Here is a 15,064-nt window from a genome sequence, read left to right on the forward strand (position 1 = left end):
CCATCCCCCGGGCCCCTCAGCTGCTGCCCCAGCTGAAGGAGCTGCCCCCGGTGACCTGGGACGGGCTGCGGGAGGGGCTCTTCCGCTTTCTGTGGGGGGCTTTCAAGAAGCTGGTGCTGGCTGACCGGCTGGCCATTCTGGTCAATCTGGTCTTTGGGGCCCCGGGGGAGTTCGGGCGGCTCCAGGTGCTGCTGGCGGCCTTCGCCTTCTCGCTGCAAATTTACTGCGACTTCTCCGCCTACTCCGACATGGCCCTGGGTGCTGCCAGGGCCATGGGCTTCACCCTGATGGAGAACTTCCGGGCCCCCTACTTCGCCCGCTCCATCCAGGAGTTCTGGCGGCGGTGGCACATCTCCCTGTCCTCCTGGTTCCGTGACTATCTGTATATCCCCCTGGGGGGCTCCCGGCGGGGCACGGGGCGTAAATACCTCAACCTGCTCATCGTGTTCGCGGTCAGCGGCCTGTGGCACGGGGCGGCCCTCACCTTCCTGGTGTGGGGCCTTCTGAACGGCGTGTATCAGGTCATCGGGGCCATCACCGCCCCGGTGCGGAGCCGTATCCGCTCGGCGGTGGGGCTCAAAGACGGCCGCAAAGTGACGACTCTGTGGCAGATGGGCATCACCTTCCTGCTGGCCACGTCGGCCTGGGTGTTCTTCCAGGCCCCCTCCCTCACTCTGGCGGGGGAGTTCTACGGCGCGCTGCTGCGGGGGCCCTGGTGGGTGTTCACCTCCATCAGCCTGGACCGGTGGGACGCCCTGGCCGCCGCCTTCGGGCTGCTCCTTCTCCTGGTGGGAGACGTGCTGGACCAGGGCAAAACGCCCCTCGCCCAGCGCTGGCGGGAGGCCCCGCTCCCCTTCCGGTGGGGCGCGGCGCTCTTCCTGCTGGTGCTGACGGTGGTGCTGGGCTGCTACGGGCCGGGCTATGACGCCCAGTCCTTCATCTACTTCAAGTATTAAGGGGGGAGCTTGTGGTGAAAAACGTATTTCTGCGCAGGCTCCTGGCCGCGGTGCTCTTTCTGGCTCTGGCCGTGGGCCTTCTGAGCCTGGCCGGGGCGGTGCTCCGGCCCCCCCAGGTGTCCTACGGCTCCACCTGGCGGGCCTACCGCGCCGAGCCCAAAAACACCATGGATGTGCTCTACTTCGGCTCCTCCTACGCCTACTGTGACTTTGACCCGGTGGAGATCTACCGCCACAGCGGCCTCACCGGCTATGTGATGGGGGGCTCGGAGCAGACCATGTCCCTCACCTACTGGTACCTGCGGGAGGCGCTGGAGACCCAACATCCCCAGGCGGTGGTCATCGAGCCCACCGGGGTGTTCTTTGAAAAATACCAGAACTACACCCAGACCAATGTGGCCTATATGCCCCTCTCTCTCAACAAGCTGGGGGCCATCTTCACCGCCGCCGAGCCGGAGCTGCGCACAGGGCTCCTCTTCGACCTGTGGTTCTACCACAGCCGCTGGAAGGAGGTCCGCCCCAGCACCGTGAAGGCCGCCCTCACCCCCGCCCGGACTGATACCCGGAAGGGCTTTACCGCGGTGGAGGGCACGGCGGAGGACCTGGTCCTCACCCGCAACCCCCGGCCCCTCACCGACGCGCAGTATGAGGAAAATCTGGGCTGGCTCCTGCGCTGTCTGGAGCTATGTAAAGAGCGTGGCATCCAGGCCATAGTGCTGCTCAACCCCTGTTACAGCCAGTGCTCTCCCGAGCAGTACCAGCGCCTGGAGGCAGACCTGGCCGCCGGGGCGCCGGAGGCCACCTTTGTCAACTGGGTGGACGCCTTTGACGGCCTGGGGCTGGTGCCCGAAGAGCACCTCTACGACGGCGGACACCTGAACCGGTACGGCGCGGCGATCTACGCCGCCGGGGTGGCGGAGCTCCTTACGGAAGAGGTCGGGCTCACCCCCATGACCCAGACCGACGAAAACGCCGCCGCCTGGCAGGCGGCTGTGGACAGCCGGGACGCCTAAAGAACGAAACGGCCGCAGACAGAAATCTGCGGCCGTTTTTCACTGTTCACACACTATTCATCGATATTTCAAAGTCTGTCCAACTCTCCTGTTGGAATGCGTGGTATTCTTATCCTGCAGTCAGGGAAAACCCAACTACCACTGCTCCAGACTGCGGGAGCAGACAAGAAACACCACGGAAGTGCCGTGTTTTCACATAAGAAACGTGTTTTTCATTTCTACCTCCTCTCTTTCTCTCTCTTTTTAACCGGAAAAGGGCCCGTCCTGATGGACGGGCCCTTTTCTGTACCGCTCATGCGCGGAGAAAGCCTTTTCCGAAGATCTCGCTGGAGTTGGCGATGATGAAGAAGGCCTTGGGGTCCTTCTCCTTCAAAAAGCGGCGCAGCACCACCGCCTGCCCCCGGGAGAGGGCGGTGAGGATGATCCAGTGGGGCTCGTGGGTGTAGGCGCCCTGGCCCTCCCACACGGTGGCCCCTCGGCCGAGCTCGTGGGTGATGAAGTCGCAGGCCACCTCCGGCTGGGAGGTGATGATGAAGAAATTCTTCCTCCGGTTCAGGGACTCGATGACGCTGTCCACCAGCACCGACTTGAGCACCAGGCCCAGCATGGAGAAGAGGCCGGTCTCGATGTCGAAGATGAGGAAGGTGGAGGCGGCGATGACCACGTCGGAGATGAGCAGCGCCTTGCCCACATCCAGGCCGGTGTACTTCTTCAGAATCATGGCGATGATGTCGGTGCCGCCGGAGGAGGCGTCGATGTTGAAGAGGATGGCCGAGCCCAGGGCGGGGAAAATGACGGCAAAGAAGAGCTCCAGCACCTTCTCGTCGGTGAGGGGGCCATTCAGGGGGCAGACCCACTCAAAGACCTGGATGACCAGGGAGTAAAGCACCGAGCAGTACACGGTGCGCAGGCCGAAGCCACGGTTGAGCATGGCAAAGCCCAGGAAGAGGAACAGGATGTTGATGATACCGTTGATGGCCGACGCGGTCAGCCACGGGAAGGGGGACAGGGGCGCCAGGATGACCGCCAGACCGGACACGCCGCCCATGGAGAAGTTGTTGGGGAACTTGAAGAAGTAGACGCCGATGGAGACCAGCACGATCCCCAGGGTCATGAGCAGGAAATCCCGGAATTGGGCTTTCAGCGACAATTTCATACTTTCTCTCCTATCTCTCTCAATCAGGGGGGATCAGCGCTGCTCCAGCACGGCGGACCAGATGTCGTAGTTGTCGTAGGTGGGGATGTTGCCCAGGCGCCAGATGGACAGGCCGTTGATGCCGAACATCCGGGCCAGCTCGATCTTGTCGGTGATGCTCCGGGCGTCCTCATACCAGACCTTGTAGCGCAGCCCCGCCTCGTCGGTGTAGATGGCGTAGGGGTTGCGGGCGGTGGCGCTGTAGGTGATGACGGTGTCGCTCTGGGCCAGGCGCTGGGCCAGGGTGGAGAGGGCAGGACGGACGTACTTGCTCTCCACCACCTTGCCGGCGTCGTCGATCTGGAAGCCGGTGGTGTCCATGGACACGGCCAGGGCGATCTTGGACTTGTCCTGCACGCCGGTGTCCGGGTCGGTGATCTCGGTGAGGGCGGCATAGATCTTATGGAAGGGGGTGACGGCGAAGCTCTCCGACGGCACGGAGCCCACCTTCAGGTCGGACACCGGGGGCCGGTAGTCGTGGGCCATGAGGATCACCTTGTCGCAGACCTGCCCCAGGGCGCGGAAGTCAAAGCCGTCCATGTACGGCCCGGGCTGGACGCAGACATAGAGGCTCTTCCCGGCGGGGAGGGCGGCGCGCAGCTCGGTCATAAAGGCGGTGAAATTGTCTTTGAGGCCGTTCTGGTCCTTCAGGCCCTCAAAGTCGATGGTGAGGCCCGCATAGGACTGGCTCAGCCCCACCAGGGCGGAGATAGCCTGGGCGCGGCTGGCGGCGGAGGAGGTGACGGCGGCCACGGTGGAGGTGGTGGTGCCGTCAGCCAGGGTCACCGCGTCGGAGGCGCTGCCGAACACGCAGAGGTTATAGGGCACGTGCTCCTGCTGGAAGTAGTTGGCGGCCGCCTCGGGCTGCTGGGGGATGTTCCAGCCGTTGCCGTTTGCGGAGGTGGTGTTGACGGTGGGGCCGCCGTCGGCGGTGTACTCCATCCGGGCCCAGCCCAGGGACACGGCGTCCATGTCGGACGTGAGGGAGATCTGGCTATAGGAGGAGACGGCGTAGAAGCCGTGGAGCCAGTCCAGCTTGGAGGAGTAGCGCTCGTAGACCTGCACCAGCATAGTGGCGGCCTCGGCCCGGGTGGCGGAGAGGTTGGGCTTGAAGAGCAGGGTGTTCCCCTCCTGGATGCCGCTGACCATGCCGATCTGCCAGGCCAAGGTGATGTAGCCCCGGTTCTCGGTCACGTCGGAGAAGGGGTTCTCATCCCCGGCGTAGTGCTCGGCCAGGTCCTGATAGCCCAGGGCCCGCACCAGCATGACGGCCATCTCCTCCCGGCTGATCTGGTCGTCGGGGCGGAAGGCGCCGCTGCCGTCCATGACGCCGTGGGCCCGGGCGGTCTCCGCATAGCCGTAGGCCCAGTGGGTGGCGGGGCAGTCGATGTAGGAGGGCGTCTGGGGCTTCTCCACCGTCCAGCCGAACATCTGGCACAGCACGGTGACGAAGGACGCCCGGTTGAGGTACTCATCGGGGTGGAACGCGCCGGTCTCATCGCCCACCATCAGGCCGTAGCCCTCGGCCTTGTCAATGATGGCCTCGGCCCAGTGTCCTTTCGTGTCGCGGAAGGTGGCGGCGGACAGGGAAAGCGGGAAGGCGGCGCACAGCGCGGCAGCCAATGCCGCGGCAGCCAGCCGCCGTTTCAGTGTTTTCATCCAAAAGACCTCCTGAATCTGGTACAGAGTGTGAATCTTCAGCCGCCCTTATTGTATCAGGCCCCTCCCCAAAAGGCAACCGGACAAAGGGAGCCGCATTTGGGGACTGGAAATTTGTAGCGGGGTCCAAATTTCAAAAAAGGGGGTGACGGAAGAGGTATTTTTTGCTATCATTAGGATATAGAAGATACTTCTGAAGAGAGAAACAAATTTCAATAAGAGGATGGGACGATAGGCATGAAACTTTTGGAAGATCGGATTCGCAAGGACGGCACGATCCGGGGCACTGAGGTGCTCAAAGTGGACCGGTTCCTCAACCACCAGATGGACATCGAGCTCATCAATGAGATCGGCAAGGAGTTCTACCGGCTCTTTGGGGACTGCGGCGTCAACAAGATCCTGACCATCGAGGCCTCCGGCATCGGCATCGCCTGCATCACCGCGCAGTCTTTCGGCGTGCCCGTCATCTTCGCCAAGAAGAACAAGACCAAGAACATCGCCGGCGACGTCTACACCTCCAAGGTGGCGTCCTTCACCCACGGCAAGGTGTACGACATCATCGTGTCCAAGGAGTTCCTGAAGCCCGAGGACCGGGTGCTCCTCATCGATGACTTCCTGGCCAACGGCAGCGCCCTGCAGGGCCTCATCAATCTGGTGCGGGACGCCGGGGCCACTCTGGTGGGCGCCGGCATCTGCGTGGAGAAGGCCTTCCAGCCCGGCGGCGACCTGATCCGCGGCATGGGCGTGCGGGTGGAATCCCTGGCCCGGGTCAAGTCCATGGACGAAGCCACCAACAGCATCGAATTCTGCGACTAAGGAACGAGGCTCCAGCCCGGCAGAGCGCGGGGCTGGAGCCTTTCCCTTCGGCAGGGCCGGAGGGAACAGCATCCCCTCACAACGGAGGGAAGGAGGAATCTCTTATGAAACATCATCGTCTGCTGACCCTGGCGCTCACCGGCGCCCTGGCCCTGGGCCTCACCGCCTGCGGCCCCAAGGAGCCCACGGTGGAGGCCACCCCCACCCCGACCGCCGAAGCCACTCCCACGCCGGGCCAGCCCGCCGTGGACCGGGAAGACCTGAAGGTCGGTTTCCTGTACCCCGGCGACCCCAGTGATGTGGGCTACACCCGCAGCCAGAGCGAGGGCGCGGACGAGATGCAGGAGGCCCTCTCTCTCTCCGACGAGCAGATCGTGGAGCAGTACAACGTGGGCGTGGACGTGGACTGCGCCCAGGCCATTGAGGACCTGACCGCCGCGGGCTGTCAGATCATCTTCTCCACCAGCGTGGATTTCCAGGACGACGTCGTCACCGCCGCCCGGGAATATCCGGAGGTGCAGTTCTGCCAGGTGGCGGGCACTGAGGCCGCCTCCTCCGGCCTCTCCAACCTCCACGACTACTACGCCGCCCTCTATGAGGGCCGCTACCTCTCCGGCATCGCCGCCGGGCTCAAGGCCAAGGAGCTGGGCAATCCCCGCCTGGGCTATGTGGCCGCCAAGCCCTGCGCCGAGGTGATCTCCGGCTATACCGCCTTCTACCTGGGCGCCAAGAGCGTGTGGGACGAGGTAGTCATGGACGTGGTCTACACCGGCAGCTGGAACGACACCGGTCTGGAGAGCCGCACCGCCCAAGCCCTGGTGAACCGGGGCTGCGGCGTGCTGGGCCAGCACACCGACTCCACCGGCGCGGCCACCATGGCCGAGCGCATGGGCGCCTTCCAGGTGGGCTGGTACATGGACCTGCGCTCGGTGGCGCCGGGGGCCGCGCTGGTCTCCGCCGGGGCCGACTGGGGGGTCTACTTCACCGAGGCCGTGCAGGCCCTGCTGGACGGCACGGCCATCCCCACCGACTGGTGCAAGGGTCTGGCCGACGGCGCGGTGTTCCTCACCCCGCTGAACGAGTCCCTGGTGGCCGAGGGCACGGAAGAGGCGATTGAGACGGCCAAGGCCGCCCTGCTGGACGGCAGCCTCCAGGTCTTTTCCGCTCCTCTCACCGGCGTGAACGCCGATGGGATGACCATTGACCTGGCGGAGGGCGAGCACTACGCCGAGAGCGACGTGGCAAACGGCGGCGGCAGCGCCCCCACCTTCGACTATGTGATCGATGGCATCACCATCGTCTCCACGGAAGCATAAGAAAACCGGCCGCCGGACGAAATCGTCCGGCGGCCGGTCTTTTTTAGTTCTGGCCCTCCAGCTCGGGCATCTCCTGCATGCCGTTGCGGTAGAAGGTGAAGGTGCCGGTGGCCACCAGCACGCCCTGGTCGTTGGTCAGGTCCACATCACAGAGCACGATGGTCTTGCCCGCCTTGCGGACCCGGCCCACACAGGTGATTTTACTGCCGGTGGCGGGGCGCAGGTAGTTCATGGTGGAGTTGAGGGTCACCCCCACGCCGCCGGTGGCGGCCACAGCGGTGCCGGCCACCGAGTCGGCAAGGCTGGCCAGTCCCCCGCCGTGGACCACGTTCAGGAGGTTCAGGCTGTCCTGGTGGACGGTCAGCACCCCCTCGGCCTCGCCGGGCTGGATGCGGGTGATCTCGATGTGGTTGTGCAGCGCGTAGTGGCTGCGCTCCCCCCGGACGGGGGCCTTCTCTTTACTGCAGGAATCCATCCAGGATCTTCTCCTCTGCCTCTTCCTCCGTCAGACCCAGGGTCATCAGCTTGAGGATCTGGTCCCCGGCGATGCGGCCGATGGCCGCCTCGTGGATGAGCTGGGCGTCCACATCGTTGGCCACGATGGCGGGGATGGAGGAGATTTTGGCCTTGCCCATGATGATGGAGTCACACTGGACGTGGCCGAAGCACTTGGTGTTGCCGGTCATCTTGGGATAGAACACCTGCACCGACTCGTCCTGGCCCACCGAACGGGAGATGACCCGGCCGGTGGCGTTCTCGCCGTCCAGGATGATCTCCATGTCGCTCTGGGCGGTCTGCTTGCCGTGGGTGAGGAGCTTCTCGGTGACCACCGCCTCGGCGTCCTTGCCCACGATGATCTTGGTGTCCCGCTTGGTGGAGTCCACGCCGCGGATCTGGGTGGTCTCCATGTTGATGGAGGAGCCCTCCTCCAGATAGACCACCGTCTCGGGGTTGAAGATCCGCTCGCCGGTGCCCTCGCCCTCGCCGTAGTGGCGCTCCACGTAGCGGACCTTGGAGTTCTTGCCCACGTGGAAGGTGTGGATGCCGTCGTGCTGGGTGGTCTCACAGCCGGTGTTGTGGATGCCGCAGCCGGCCACGATGTCCACGTCGCAGTCCTCGCCGATGTAGAAATCGTTGTACACCAGCTCGGTATACCCGGTGGAGTGGATGATGACGGGGATGTGGATGGACTCGCCCTTGGTGCCGGGCTTGACCCGGATGTCGATGCCGGGCTTGCCGTCGGCGCGGGCGGTGATGTCGATGTTGGCGGTGCTGGCGCGGCCGGCGGCCTCGCCGTTCATGCGGATGTTATAGGCCCCCTGGGGGGTCTTTTCCAGGTCCGCGATCTCCTTGAGGAGCTTCCAGTCTGTCTTGTTCAGCATGTCTTGTTGCCCTCCTCGTTGAGATAGCTGCACCCGCTGGCGGTATTGGCCAGGATGAGGGGGAAGATCTCGTCCTTGGGGCCGTGGCGGGCCACCTTGCCGTCCTCGATCATGATGATCTCGTCGGCCAGGTTGATGATGCGCTCCTGATGGGAAATGATGAGGAGCGTGGCCTCACGCCGGGCGTGAATGGCCTTGAAGGTCTCGGTCAGCTTGGCAAAGGACCAGAGGTCGATGCCCGCCTCGGGCTCATCAAAGATCATCAGGCCGCTCTTGCGGGCCAGAATGGTGGCGATCTCGATGCGCTTGACCTCGCCGCCGGACAGGGAGGCGTCCACCTCGCGGTTGATATAGTCATGGGCGCACAGGCCCACCTTGGTCAGATACTGGCAGGCCTCCTCGGTGGCCAGGTCCTCCCGGCCGGAGGCCAGGCACAGCAGGTCCTTCACCCGCAGGCCCTTGAAGCGGGGGGGCTGCTGGAAGCCGTAGCTGATGCCCAGACGGGCCCGCTCGGTGATATTTTTCTCGGTGATGTCCACGCCGTTCCAACAGATGGTGCCGCTGGTGGGCTGGACCAGTCCCATAATGGCCTTGGCCAGGGTGGTCTTGCCGCCGCCGTTGGGCCCGGTGATGACCACCAATTTATTGTCCCCGATCTCCAGGGATACGTCGTTCAGAATGCCCAGTTCCGCACCGGCGTCGTCCGACACCTGGTACTTCAGGCCCTTGATTTCCAACATAAGCCGCAAACTCCTTCGTTTTCAGTGGATTTCCTTTCCAGGGGACCATTATAACACCCTTTTCCCCATTGCACAAGTATCTCCTATCAAAATACTATGAAATTGGAGAGGAAATTTTTTCACCCAGTCCCTTTTCCGCCTGTCTGCATAGGATAATAGGAAGAAATTCCCTTTCAGGAGGTATCCGCTATGCAGTCCAACCCCAATTCCACCCCTTCCTGCGAGGAGGCCGCCCTCCCCCAGGTGTGGGAGTCCCCTCTTCCCTCCAGTATGCCCCGTTCCGCCCCCCCTTCAACCAGCGCCCATGTGACCGTCCAGGGCCGCGAGGTCCACGACGTGCCCTATCTGGGCTCGGGCTCGGCGGGGTACGCCCCCACCCTCCAGGAGATGATCGAGGAGGAGCTTCACGACCACCGGCTCTATCAGCTCCTCTCCCGCCGGGTGCCCGCGGGGGCGGGGCCCACGTTGGCCTCCATGTCCGCCGACGAGCTGCGCCACGCCCGGCGGCTGTCCGCCGCCCTGTTCCTCATCACCGGGGTGCGGTACTGGCCGTCGGTGAAGGCGGTCCCGGTCACCGGAGCCTGGCCCGCCGCCCTGCGCAACGCCTTTGCGGAGGAGCAGCAGGGCGCCGCCCACTACCTCTCTGCCGCCGGGGAGGCCACTGATCCGGCGCTGAAGGCCCTGTGGGAGGAGCTGGCCGGGGATGAGGCCGGGCACGCCCAGCGCCTGCGGGAGATCCTGGAGCGGTTCTGAGGACATAAGAAGGCCCCCTGTCCATGGACAGGGGGCCTTCGCTTTTTTTAGTAGAGCACCGCCAGGGCCTCGTAGGGCCGCAGGGTGAGCTTCTCCGCCCGCTGGGGCGCGGGGTAGTTGCCGATCAGCACCCGGCCGTTGGCCCCCTCCAGGTCCACCTGGGCGGGCTGGGCGGTCATGTTGCAGTAAATATCCAGGGTAACCCCGTCCAGCTCCCGCCGGTAGGCAAACACCGCCGGATGGTCCCGCAGCATGGGGATGTAGGTCCCCTCGGCAATGACGGGGTACTTTTTCCGCAGGGCCACCAGCTTCTGATAGTAGCGGAACACCGAGTCCTCCGCCGCCCGGTCGGCCTGGGCATTGATGGCGGTGTGGTTGGGATTCACCGCCAGCCAGGGCTCCCCGGTGGTGAAGCCGGTGTTGGGGCTGTCATCCCACTGCATGGGGGTGCGGCTGTTGTCCCGGGAGCGGGCCGCCAGGATGGCGTAGATCTCCTTCTCACTCTTGCCCTGCTCCTTCAGGATGTGGTAGTAGTTGAGGCTCTCCACGTCCCGGTACTGCTCCAGGGCGGTGAAACCGGCGTTGGTCATGCCGATCTCCTCCCCCTGGTAGATGTAGGGGGTGCCCCGCATGAGGTGGATGAGGGTGCCCAGCATCTGGGCCGAGCGCACCCGGTATTCCCCCTCGTCTCCGAAGCGGGAGACCACCCGGGGCTGGTCGTGGTTGCACCAGAAGAGGGCGTTCCAGCCGCCCCCGGCCTGCATGCCCAGCTGCCAGCGGTTGAGGACCTCCCGTAGCCCGGGCAGCGGGGAGAAGCCCTCCTCCGGCAGGGCCCACTTGTCCTGGTTGGGGTAGTCCACCTTCAGGTGGTGGAAGCTGAAGGTCATGGACAGCTCCTTCCGCTCCGGGTTGGAGTAGCCCACACAGTTCTCGATGGTGGTGGAGGACATCTCGCCCACCGTCACCATGCCGTTGTCCTGGAGCCCGGCGGCGGCGCACAGCTCGTGGAGGTACTGGTGGATGCGGGGCCCGTCGGTGTAGAACCGGCGGCCGTCCCCCTCCAGGTCATCCTCGAACACGTCGGGCTTGGACACCAGATTCACCACATCGAAGCGGAAGCCGCTGACCCCCTTGGCGATCCAGAAGCGCAGCACGTCGGCCAGCTCGGCGCGCACCTCCGGGTTCTCCCAGTTGAGGTCGGCCTGGGTCCTGTCGAAGAGGTGGAGGTAATACTCGCCCCACTCGGGCACATAGGCCCAGGCGCTGCCGCCGAACTTGCTCACCCAGTTGGTGGGGGCCCCGCCGTCGGGGCGGGCCGGGCGGCGGATGTAGTAATTTTTATAACGCTCCTCCCCGGCCAGAGCCCGGCGGAACCACTCGTGCTCCGTAGAGGTGTGGTTGAACACCATGTCCAGCATCAGGCCGATGCCCCGGGCCTTGGCCTCCCGGGCCAGGGTCTCGAAGTCCTCCATGGTGCCGTAGCGGGGGTCAATGGCGCGGTAGTCAGCCACGTCGTAGCCGTTGTCGTTCTGGGGGGAGACGAAGAAGGGGGTCAGCCACAGGTAGTCCACCCCCAGCTCCTTCAGGTAGTCCAGACGCTTCACCACGCCCATCAGGTCGCCGGTGCCGCTGCCGGTGGTGTCCTGAAAGGATTTGGGGTAGATCTGATAGACGACGCTCTTGTGAAAATCCTGCATATGGGTACTCCTTTCCGACTGCGGGGATCAGTTCTTGCCGAACTTCTTGCCCAGGCCGGTCTTGGCGAAGAGAATGGTCACGGGGATGGGCACCACCACGGCGATGAGCATGGCCACCGCGAACATGGGGATACTGGAGAGCTGCATGGACAGGATGCCGGGCAGGCCGCCCACGCCCACGCTGGAGGCCAGGCAGTTGAAGCTCATGGAGAACAGGCCGCCCAGGCAGGAGCCGATCATGCCGGCCACGAAGGGATAGAGGTACTTGATATTGATGCCGAAGATGGCGGGCTCGGTGACGCCCAGATAGGCGGAGATGACGGCGGGGACGGCCACCTGGGCATCCTTCTCATTGTTCCGGTGGCAGAGGTAGTAGGCCAGGCACGCGGAGCCCTGGGCGATGTTGGCCAGCACCAGGATGGGCCACATGTAGGTGCCCTGGAGGGGGCTGGCGCAGAGCTGGAGGTCGATGGCCAGCATGGTGTGGTGGAGGCCGGTGATGACCAACACGGGGTAGATGAGGCCGTACAGGCCGCCCATCAGCCAGCCCAGCGGGGACTGGAACCCGGCCAGCACCACGTTGGAGATGCCCTGGCCGATGGCCCAGCCGATGGGGCCCAGCACCGCGTGGGCCAGGAACACGGTGGGCACCAGGGAGCAGAGGGGAACGACGATCATGCGGATGGACTGGGGGGTGATCTTAGTAAAGAACTTCTCCAGATAGACCAGGGTGAAGCCCACCAGGATGGCGGGGATGATCTGGGACTGATAGCCCACCCGCTCCACGGTGAAGAGGCCGAAATCCCAGAAGGGGATGGACTCGGTGGTGCCCACGGAGTAGGCGTTGACCAGCTGGGAGGAGACCAGGGTCAGGCCGGTGACGATGCCCAGGATCTGGGTGGTGCCCATCTTCTTGGTGATGGACCAGACGATGCCCACGGGCAGCAGGTGGAGGGCAGCCTCACAGATGAGCCAGAGGAAGTCGTACAGGCCCTGGCACCAGGTGTAGGTGGCGGCCAGGCTCTTGCCGTCCACCATGGCGATGTCGCCCAGGACGCTGCGGAAGCCCAGCAGCAGGCCGCCCACGATGATGGCGGGGATGAGGGGGGCGAAGATCTCGGCCAGGTTGGTCACTGCCCGCTGGAGCGGGTTCTGGTTCTGCTTGGCGGCGGCCTTCACGTCGTCCTTGGTGGCGGTGTTCTGGATGCCCGCCAGCTCGGCCAGGTCGGCGTAGTACTGGGCCACCTCGTTGCCGATGACGATCTGGAACTGGCCTGCCTGGGTAAAGGTGCCCTTGACGGTGGGCAGGGCCTCGATGGACTTGACGTCCGCCTTGGCCGGGTCGGCCAGCACCAGACGCAGGCGGGTCATGCAGTGGGTGGCGGCGGAGATGTTCTCCCGGCCGCCCAGGAACGCCAGGAGCTGCTTTGCTTCATTGGAAAACTTCCCCATGATGGAAACTCCCTTCTCGTCTTTCCAAACTTGTTTAAACAAGTTCTTGTTGTGCCTATCATAACCTTGTTTAAACAAGTTGTCAATACAAAACGCAAAAAAGCCATGGTTTTTGGCACTGTGCTCAAAAACCATGGCTTGCATTTGTACAGAACTCTCAGCGGGGGCCGCCTCCGCGCTGGCGCTGGGCCTGATCGTAAAACACGAAGTGGTCGGGGCGGTGGCGGGAGCGGGTGTACTCAAACAGCACCCCGTCGGCATTGAAGGTGGAGTTGGACACCACCGCCACGCAGTTCATATCCCCCAGGTCCAGGTACTGCTCGTCCAATGGGGTGACCCGCTCCACGGTGACCATGCGCATGGTGGTGACGATGTTTACGTTCAGGGTCCCCTCCAGATAGGCGTAAATGGAGCCCTGGGCGATCTCCGGCGTGAGCCCGGCGGCCACGTCCCGGCGGAAGTAGTTGTGGTCGATGATGAGGGCCAGGCCGTCCAGGTTGCGCACGCGTTGGATGTAATAGAGCTCGGTGCCCACGGGGAAGGGGAGCTGCTCAGCCAGGGCGGCGTCCACGGTCAGCTCCTCAAAGTGGACCACCTGGGTATGTACCTGCTGCCGGTTGCGGACGGAGGCCTCCTGGAAGGACTCGATGCGGCCCAGGGAGTACTGGGACTTGGGCCGGGGCTGGTAGAGGACCTGGACGCCCTTGCCCTGGAGGGCCTGCACATAGCCCTCGCTGATCAGCGCGGCGATGGCCCGGCGCACGGTGTTGCGGGAGCACTGGTAGGTCTCGATCAGGCGGTGCTCCGAGGGGAGGAACTGCTGGAAGGGGTAGACCCGCTCCTCGATCTTTTCGCGCAGGTCCTTATAGATCCCATCGTATTTCACGCTCCCCATGCGGGCTCCTCCTTTGCGGTAAAAAAGCAAAGACCCTGTAACCTCGCGGTTACAGGGTCTTGGAGCTGCTATCCGGATTTGAACCGGAGACCTCATCCTTACCAAGGATGCGCTCTACCGACTGAGCTACAGCAGCAAATGGCGACGCGGAAGGGACTTGAACCCTCGACCTCCGGCGTGACAGGCCGGCGTTCTAACCAACTGAACTACCGCGCCATTGCGCATATATCACAAACAGCTTTCGCTGATTTGCTACGTGGCAGGGGCAGAAGGAATCGAACCCTCGGCACGCGGTTTTGGAGACCGCTGCTCTACCTGCTGAGCTATACCCCTAAATGGTGGGCCTTCACGGGCTCGAACCGTGGACCGACCGGTTATGAGCCGGCTGCTCTAACCAACTGAGCTAAAGGCCCAACGACCGGTGTTCGGTTCTCTGTAAGAGAAAGAAGAGCTTGCCGCCGCATGTAATCTGTGGCGGCAAGCCGCACTCTCATGGCGCCACCTGTTGGACTCGAACCAACGACCCTGCGGTTAACAGCCGCATGCTCTACCGACTGAGCTAAGGAGGCAAATCAAGGGCCCAGTCTGGTCAGACCAGACCCTTCTTTGTGTCGGCATTACCTATTTTCCCGGTCCGTCTCCAGACAAGTATCTTCGGCGCAGGTGAGCTTAACTTCCGTGTTCGGGATGGGAACGGGTGGACCCTCACCGCAATCAACACCGACTTACTTTCTTTTGAAAAAGAAAGTAAGCAAAGAAAACTTTCATCATTTTTCTTTCCTTACCGTCTTCTTCAACAGTAAGCTATTATATTCAGTTTTCTTCTCTTTGTCAAGAGAAAGTTGGTGACCCGTACCGGATTCGAACCGATGTTAACGGCGTGAGAGGCCGCTGTCTTAACCACTTGACCAACGGGCCATTTGGTGCGCCTTCAGGGATTCGAACCCGGGACCCACTGATTAAGAGTCAGTTGCTCTACCAACTGAGCTAAAGGCGCATACTTTCAGGTGCGTCCATTCGTTACACCTTCAAAACCGAACAATGTAGATCTTCCGCTCTGCTCTCGCAAGCGCCTGCATTCAATTCTTGTTAAGGTCAAGCCCTCGGCTTATTAGTACCGGTCAGCTGCATGTGTTACCACACTTCCACCTCCGGCCTATCAACGATGTAGTCTACATCGAGCCTTACCT

At 63.3% G+C, this 15,064-nt stretch carries 13 protein-coding genes, 7 tRNA genes and 2 rRNA genes; 5 read left to right on the forward strand and 17 right to left on the reverse strand.

Annotated elements, in window-relative coordinates:
* Both B5G43_RS16220 and B5G43_RS16225 read left to right on the forward strand, forming a co-directional pair.
* The coding region (locus tag B5G43_RS16220; RefSeq protein ID WP_143382895.1) for an MBOAT family O-acyltransferase at positions 1-956 on the forward strand (956 nt) is incomplete at its 5' end.
* 14 nt (positions 957-970) lie between these two features.
* Positions 971-1,969 carry a hypothetical protein gene (locus tag B5G43_RS16225; RefSeq protein WP_143382896.1) on the forward strand — a complete coding sequence of 333 codons (999 nt, stop codon included), beginning with the start codon at positions 971-973 and terminating at the stop codon, positions 1,967-1,969.
* A 292-nt stretch (positions 1,970-2,261) separates the two neighbouring features.
* On the opposite strand, the gene B5G43_RS16230 is transcribed toward B5G43_RS16225, so the two are convergent.
* Both B5G43_RS16230 and B5G43_RS16235 read right to left on the reverse strand, forming a co-directional pair.
* Positions 2,262-3,125, reverse strand: a complete 864-nt coding sequence (locus B5G43_RS16230) for a YitT family protein (RefSeq protein WP_087263183.1) — start codon at positions 3,123-3,125, stop codon at positions 2,262-2,264.
* 33 nt (positions 3,126-3,158) lie between these two features.
* Positions 3,159-4,823, reverse strand: coding sequence for an S-layer homology domain-containing protein (locus B5G43_RS16235; RefSeq protein ID WP_242960649.1), 1,665 nt, complete (start codon positions 4,821-4,823; stop codon positions 3,159-3,161).
* A gap of 237 nt (positions 4,824-5,060) precedes the next feature.
* On the opposite strand from B5G43_RS16235, the gene B5G43_RS16240 reads away from it, so the two are divergent.
* Positions 5,061-5,639 (forward strand): xanthine phosphoribosyltransferase, encoded by a 579-nt coding sequence (locus tag B5G43_RS16240; RefSeq protein ID WP_087263185.1) that lies wholly within the window; start codon positions 5,061-5,063, stop codon positions 5,637-5,639.
* A gap of 104 nt (positions 5,640-5,743) precedes the next feature.
* Entirely contained in the window at positions 5,744-6,955 is a 1,212-nt protein-coding gene (locus B5G43_RS16245) for a BMP family ABC transporter substrate-binding protein (RefSeq protein WP_087263187.1), read from the forward strand.
* A gap of 43 nt (positions 6,956-6,998) precedes the next feature.
* On the opposite strand, the gene B5G43_RS16250 is transcribed toward B5G43_RS16245, so the two are convergent.
* Genes B5G43_RS16250 through B5G43_RS16260 form a run of 3 tightly spaced genes read right to left on the reverse strand, consistent with a single transcriptional unit; the run spans position 6,999 to position 9,077 of the window.
* Positions 6,999-7,430: a PaaI family thioesterase gene (locus tag B5G43_RS16250; RefSeq protein WP_087263189.1), complete on the reverse strand. Its 432-nt coding sequence runs from the start codon at positions 7,428-7,430 to the stop codon at positions 6,999-7,001.
* Positions 7,414-8,337, reverse strand: coding sequence for a SufD family Fe-S cluster assembly protein (locus B5G43_RS16255; protein ID WP_204244552.1), 924 nt, complete (start codon positions 8,335-8,337; stop codon positions 7,414-7,416). Before B5G43_RS16255 ends, B5G43_RS16250 begins: the two co-directional genes overlap by 17 nt.
* On the reverse strand, positions 8,331-9,077 hold the full coding sequence (locus B5G43_RS16260; protein WP_087263191.1) for an ATP-binding cassette domain-containing protein: 747 nt from the start codon (positions 9,075-9,077) through the stop codon (positions 8,331-8,333). Before B5G43_RS16260 ends, B5G43_RS16255 begins: the two co-directional genes overlap by 7 nt.
* 189 nt (positions 9,078-9,266) lie before the next feature.
* Here B5G43_RS16260 and B5G43_RS16265 point away from each other — a divergent pair, with 189 nt between their 5' ends.
* Positions 9,267-9,830: a ferritin family protein gene (locus tag B5G43_RS16265; RefSeq protein WP_087263193.1), complete on the forward strand. Its 564-nt coding sequence runs from the start codon at positions 9,267-9,269 to the stop codon at positions 9,828-9,830.
* 47 nt (positions 9,831-9,877) lie between these two features.
* On the opposite strand, the gene treC is transcribed toward B5G43_RS16265, so the two are convergent.
* The 12 genes from treC to B5G43_RS16325 form a co-directional block, all read right to left on the reverse strand.
* Entirely contained in the window at positions 9,878-11,527 is a 1,650-nt protein-coding gene (gene treC, locus B5G43_RS16270) for an alpha,alpha-phosphotrehalase (protein WP_087263194.1), read from the reverse strand.
* Positions 11,528-11,554: 27 nt separating this feature from the next.
* A complete protein-coding gene (gene treP / locus B5G43_RS16275) occupies positions 11,555-12,979 on the reverse strand; it encodes a PTS system trehalose-specific EIIBC component (RefSeq protein ID WP_087263196.1) in 1,425 nt (474 codons plus the stop codon).
* 157 nt (positions 12,980-13,136) lie between these two features.
* The gene (gene treR, locus B5G43_RS16280) at positions 13,137-13,874 is read right to left on the reverse strand and encodes a trehalose operon repressor (RefSeq protein WP_087263198.1); all 738 of its coding nucleotides are present in this window, start codon (positions 13,872-13,874) and stop codon (positions 13,137-13,139) included.
* 60 nt (positions 13,875-13,934) lie between these two features.
* Positions 13,935-14,010: transfer RNA gene (locus tag B5G43_RS16285), tRNA-Thr, on the reverse strand.
* 3 nt (positions 14,011-14,013) lie between these two features.
* A tRNA-Asp gene (locus B5G43_RS16290) sits at positions 14,014-14,090 on the reverse strand.
* Positions 14,091-14,131: 41 nt separating this feature from the next.
* Positions 14,132-14,207, reverse strand: a tRNA-Trp gene (locus B5G43_RS16295).
* 3 nt (positions 14,208-14,210) lie between these two features.
* Positions 14,211-14,287, reverse strand: a tRNA-Ile gene (locus B5G43_RS16300).
* A gap of 80 nt (positions 14,288-14,367) precedes the next feature.
* Positions 14,368-14,443: transfer RNA gene (locus B5G43_RS16305), tRNA-Asn, on the reverse strand.
* Positions 14,444-14,483: 40 nt separating this feature from the next.
* Positions 14,484-14,599, reverse strand: a 5S ribosomal RNA gene (gene rrf / locus B5G43_RS16310).
* Positions 14,600-14,717: 118 nt separating this feature from the next.
* A tRNA-Glu gene (locus tag B5G43_RS16315) sits at positions 14,718-14,792 on the reverse strand.
* Positions 14,793-14,795: 3 nt separating this feature from the next.
* Positions 14,796-14,871, reverse strand: a tRNA-Lys gene (locus B5G43_RS16320).
* A 94-nt stretch (positions 14,872-14,965) separates the two neighbouring features.
* Positions 14,966-15,064, reverse strand: a 23S ribosomal RNA gene (locus tag B5G43_RS16325); the annotation flags it as partial.

This window comes from Flavonifractor sp. An92 (genome assembly GCF_002159175.1).
Classification (GTDB): domain Bacteria; phylum Bacillota; class Clostridia; order Oscillospirales; family Oscillospiraceae; genus Pseudoflavonifractor_A.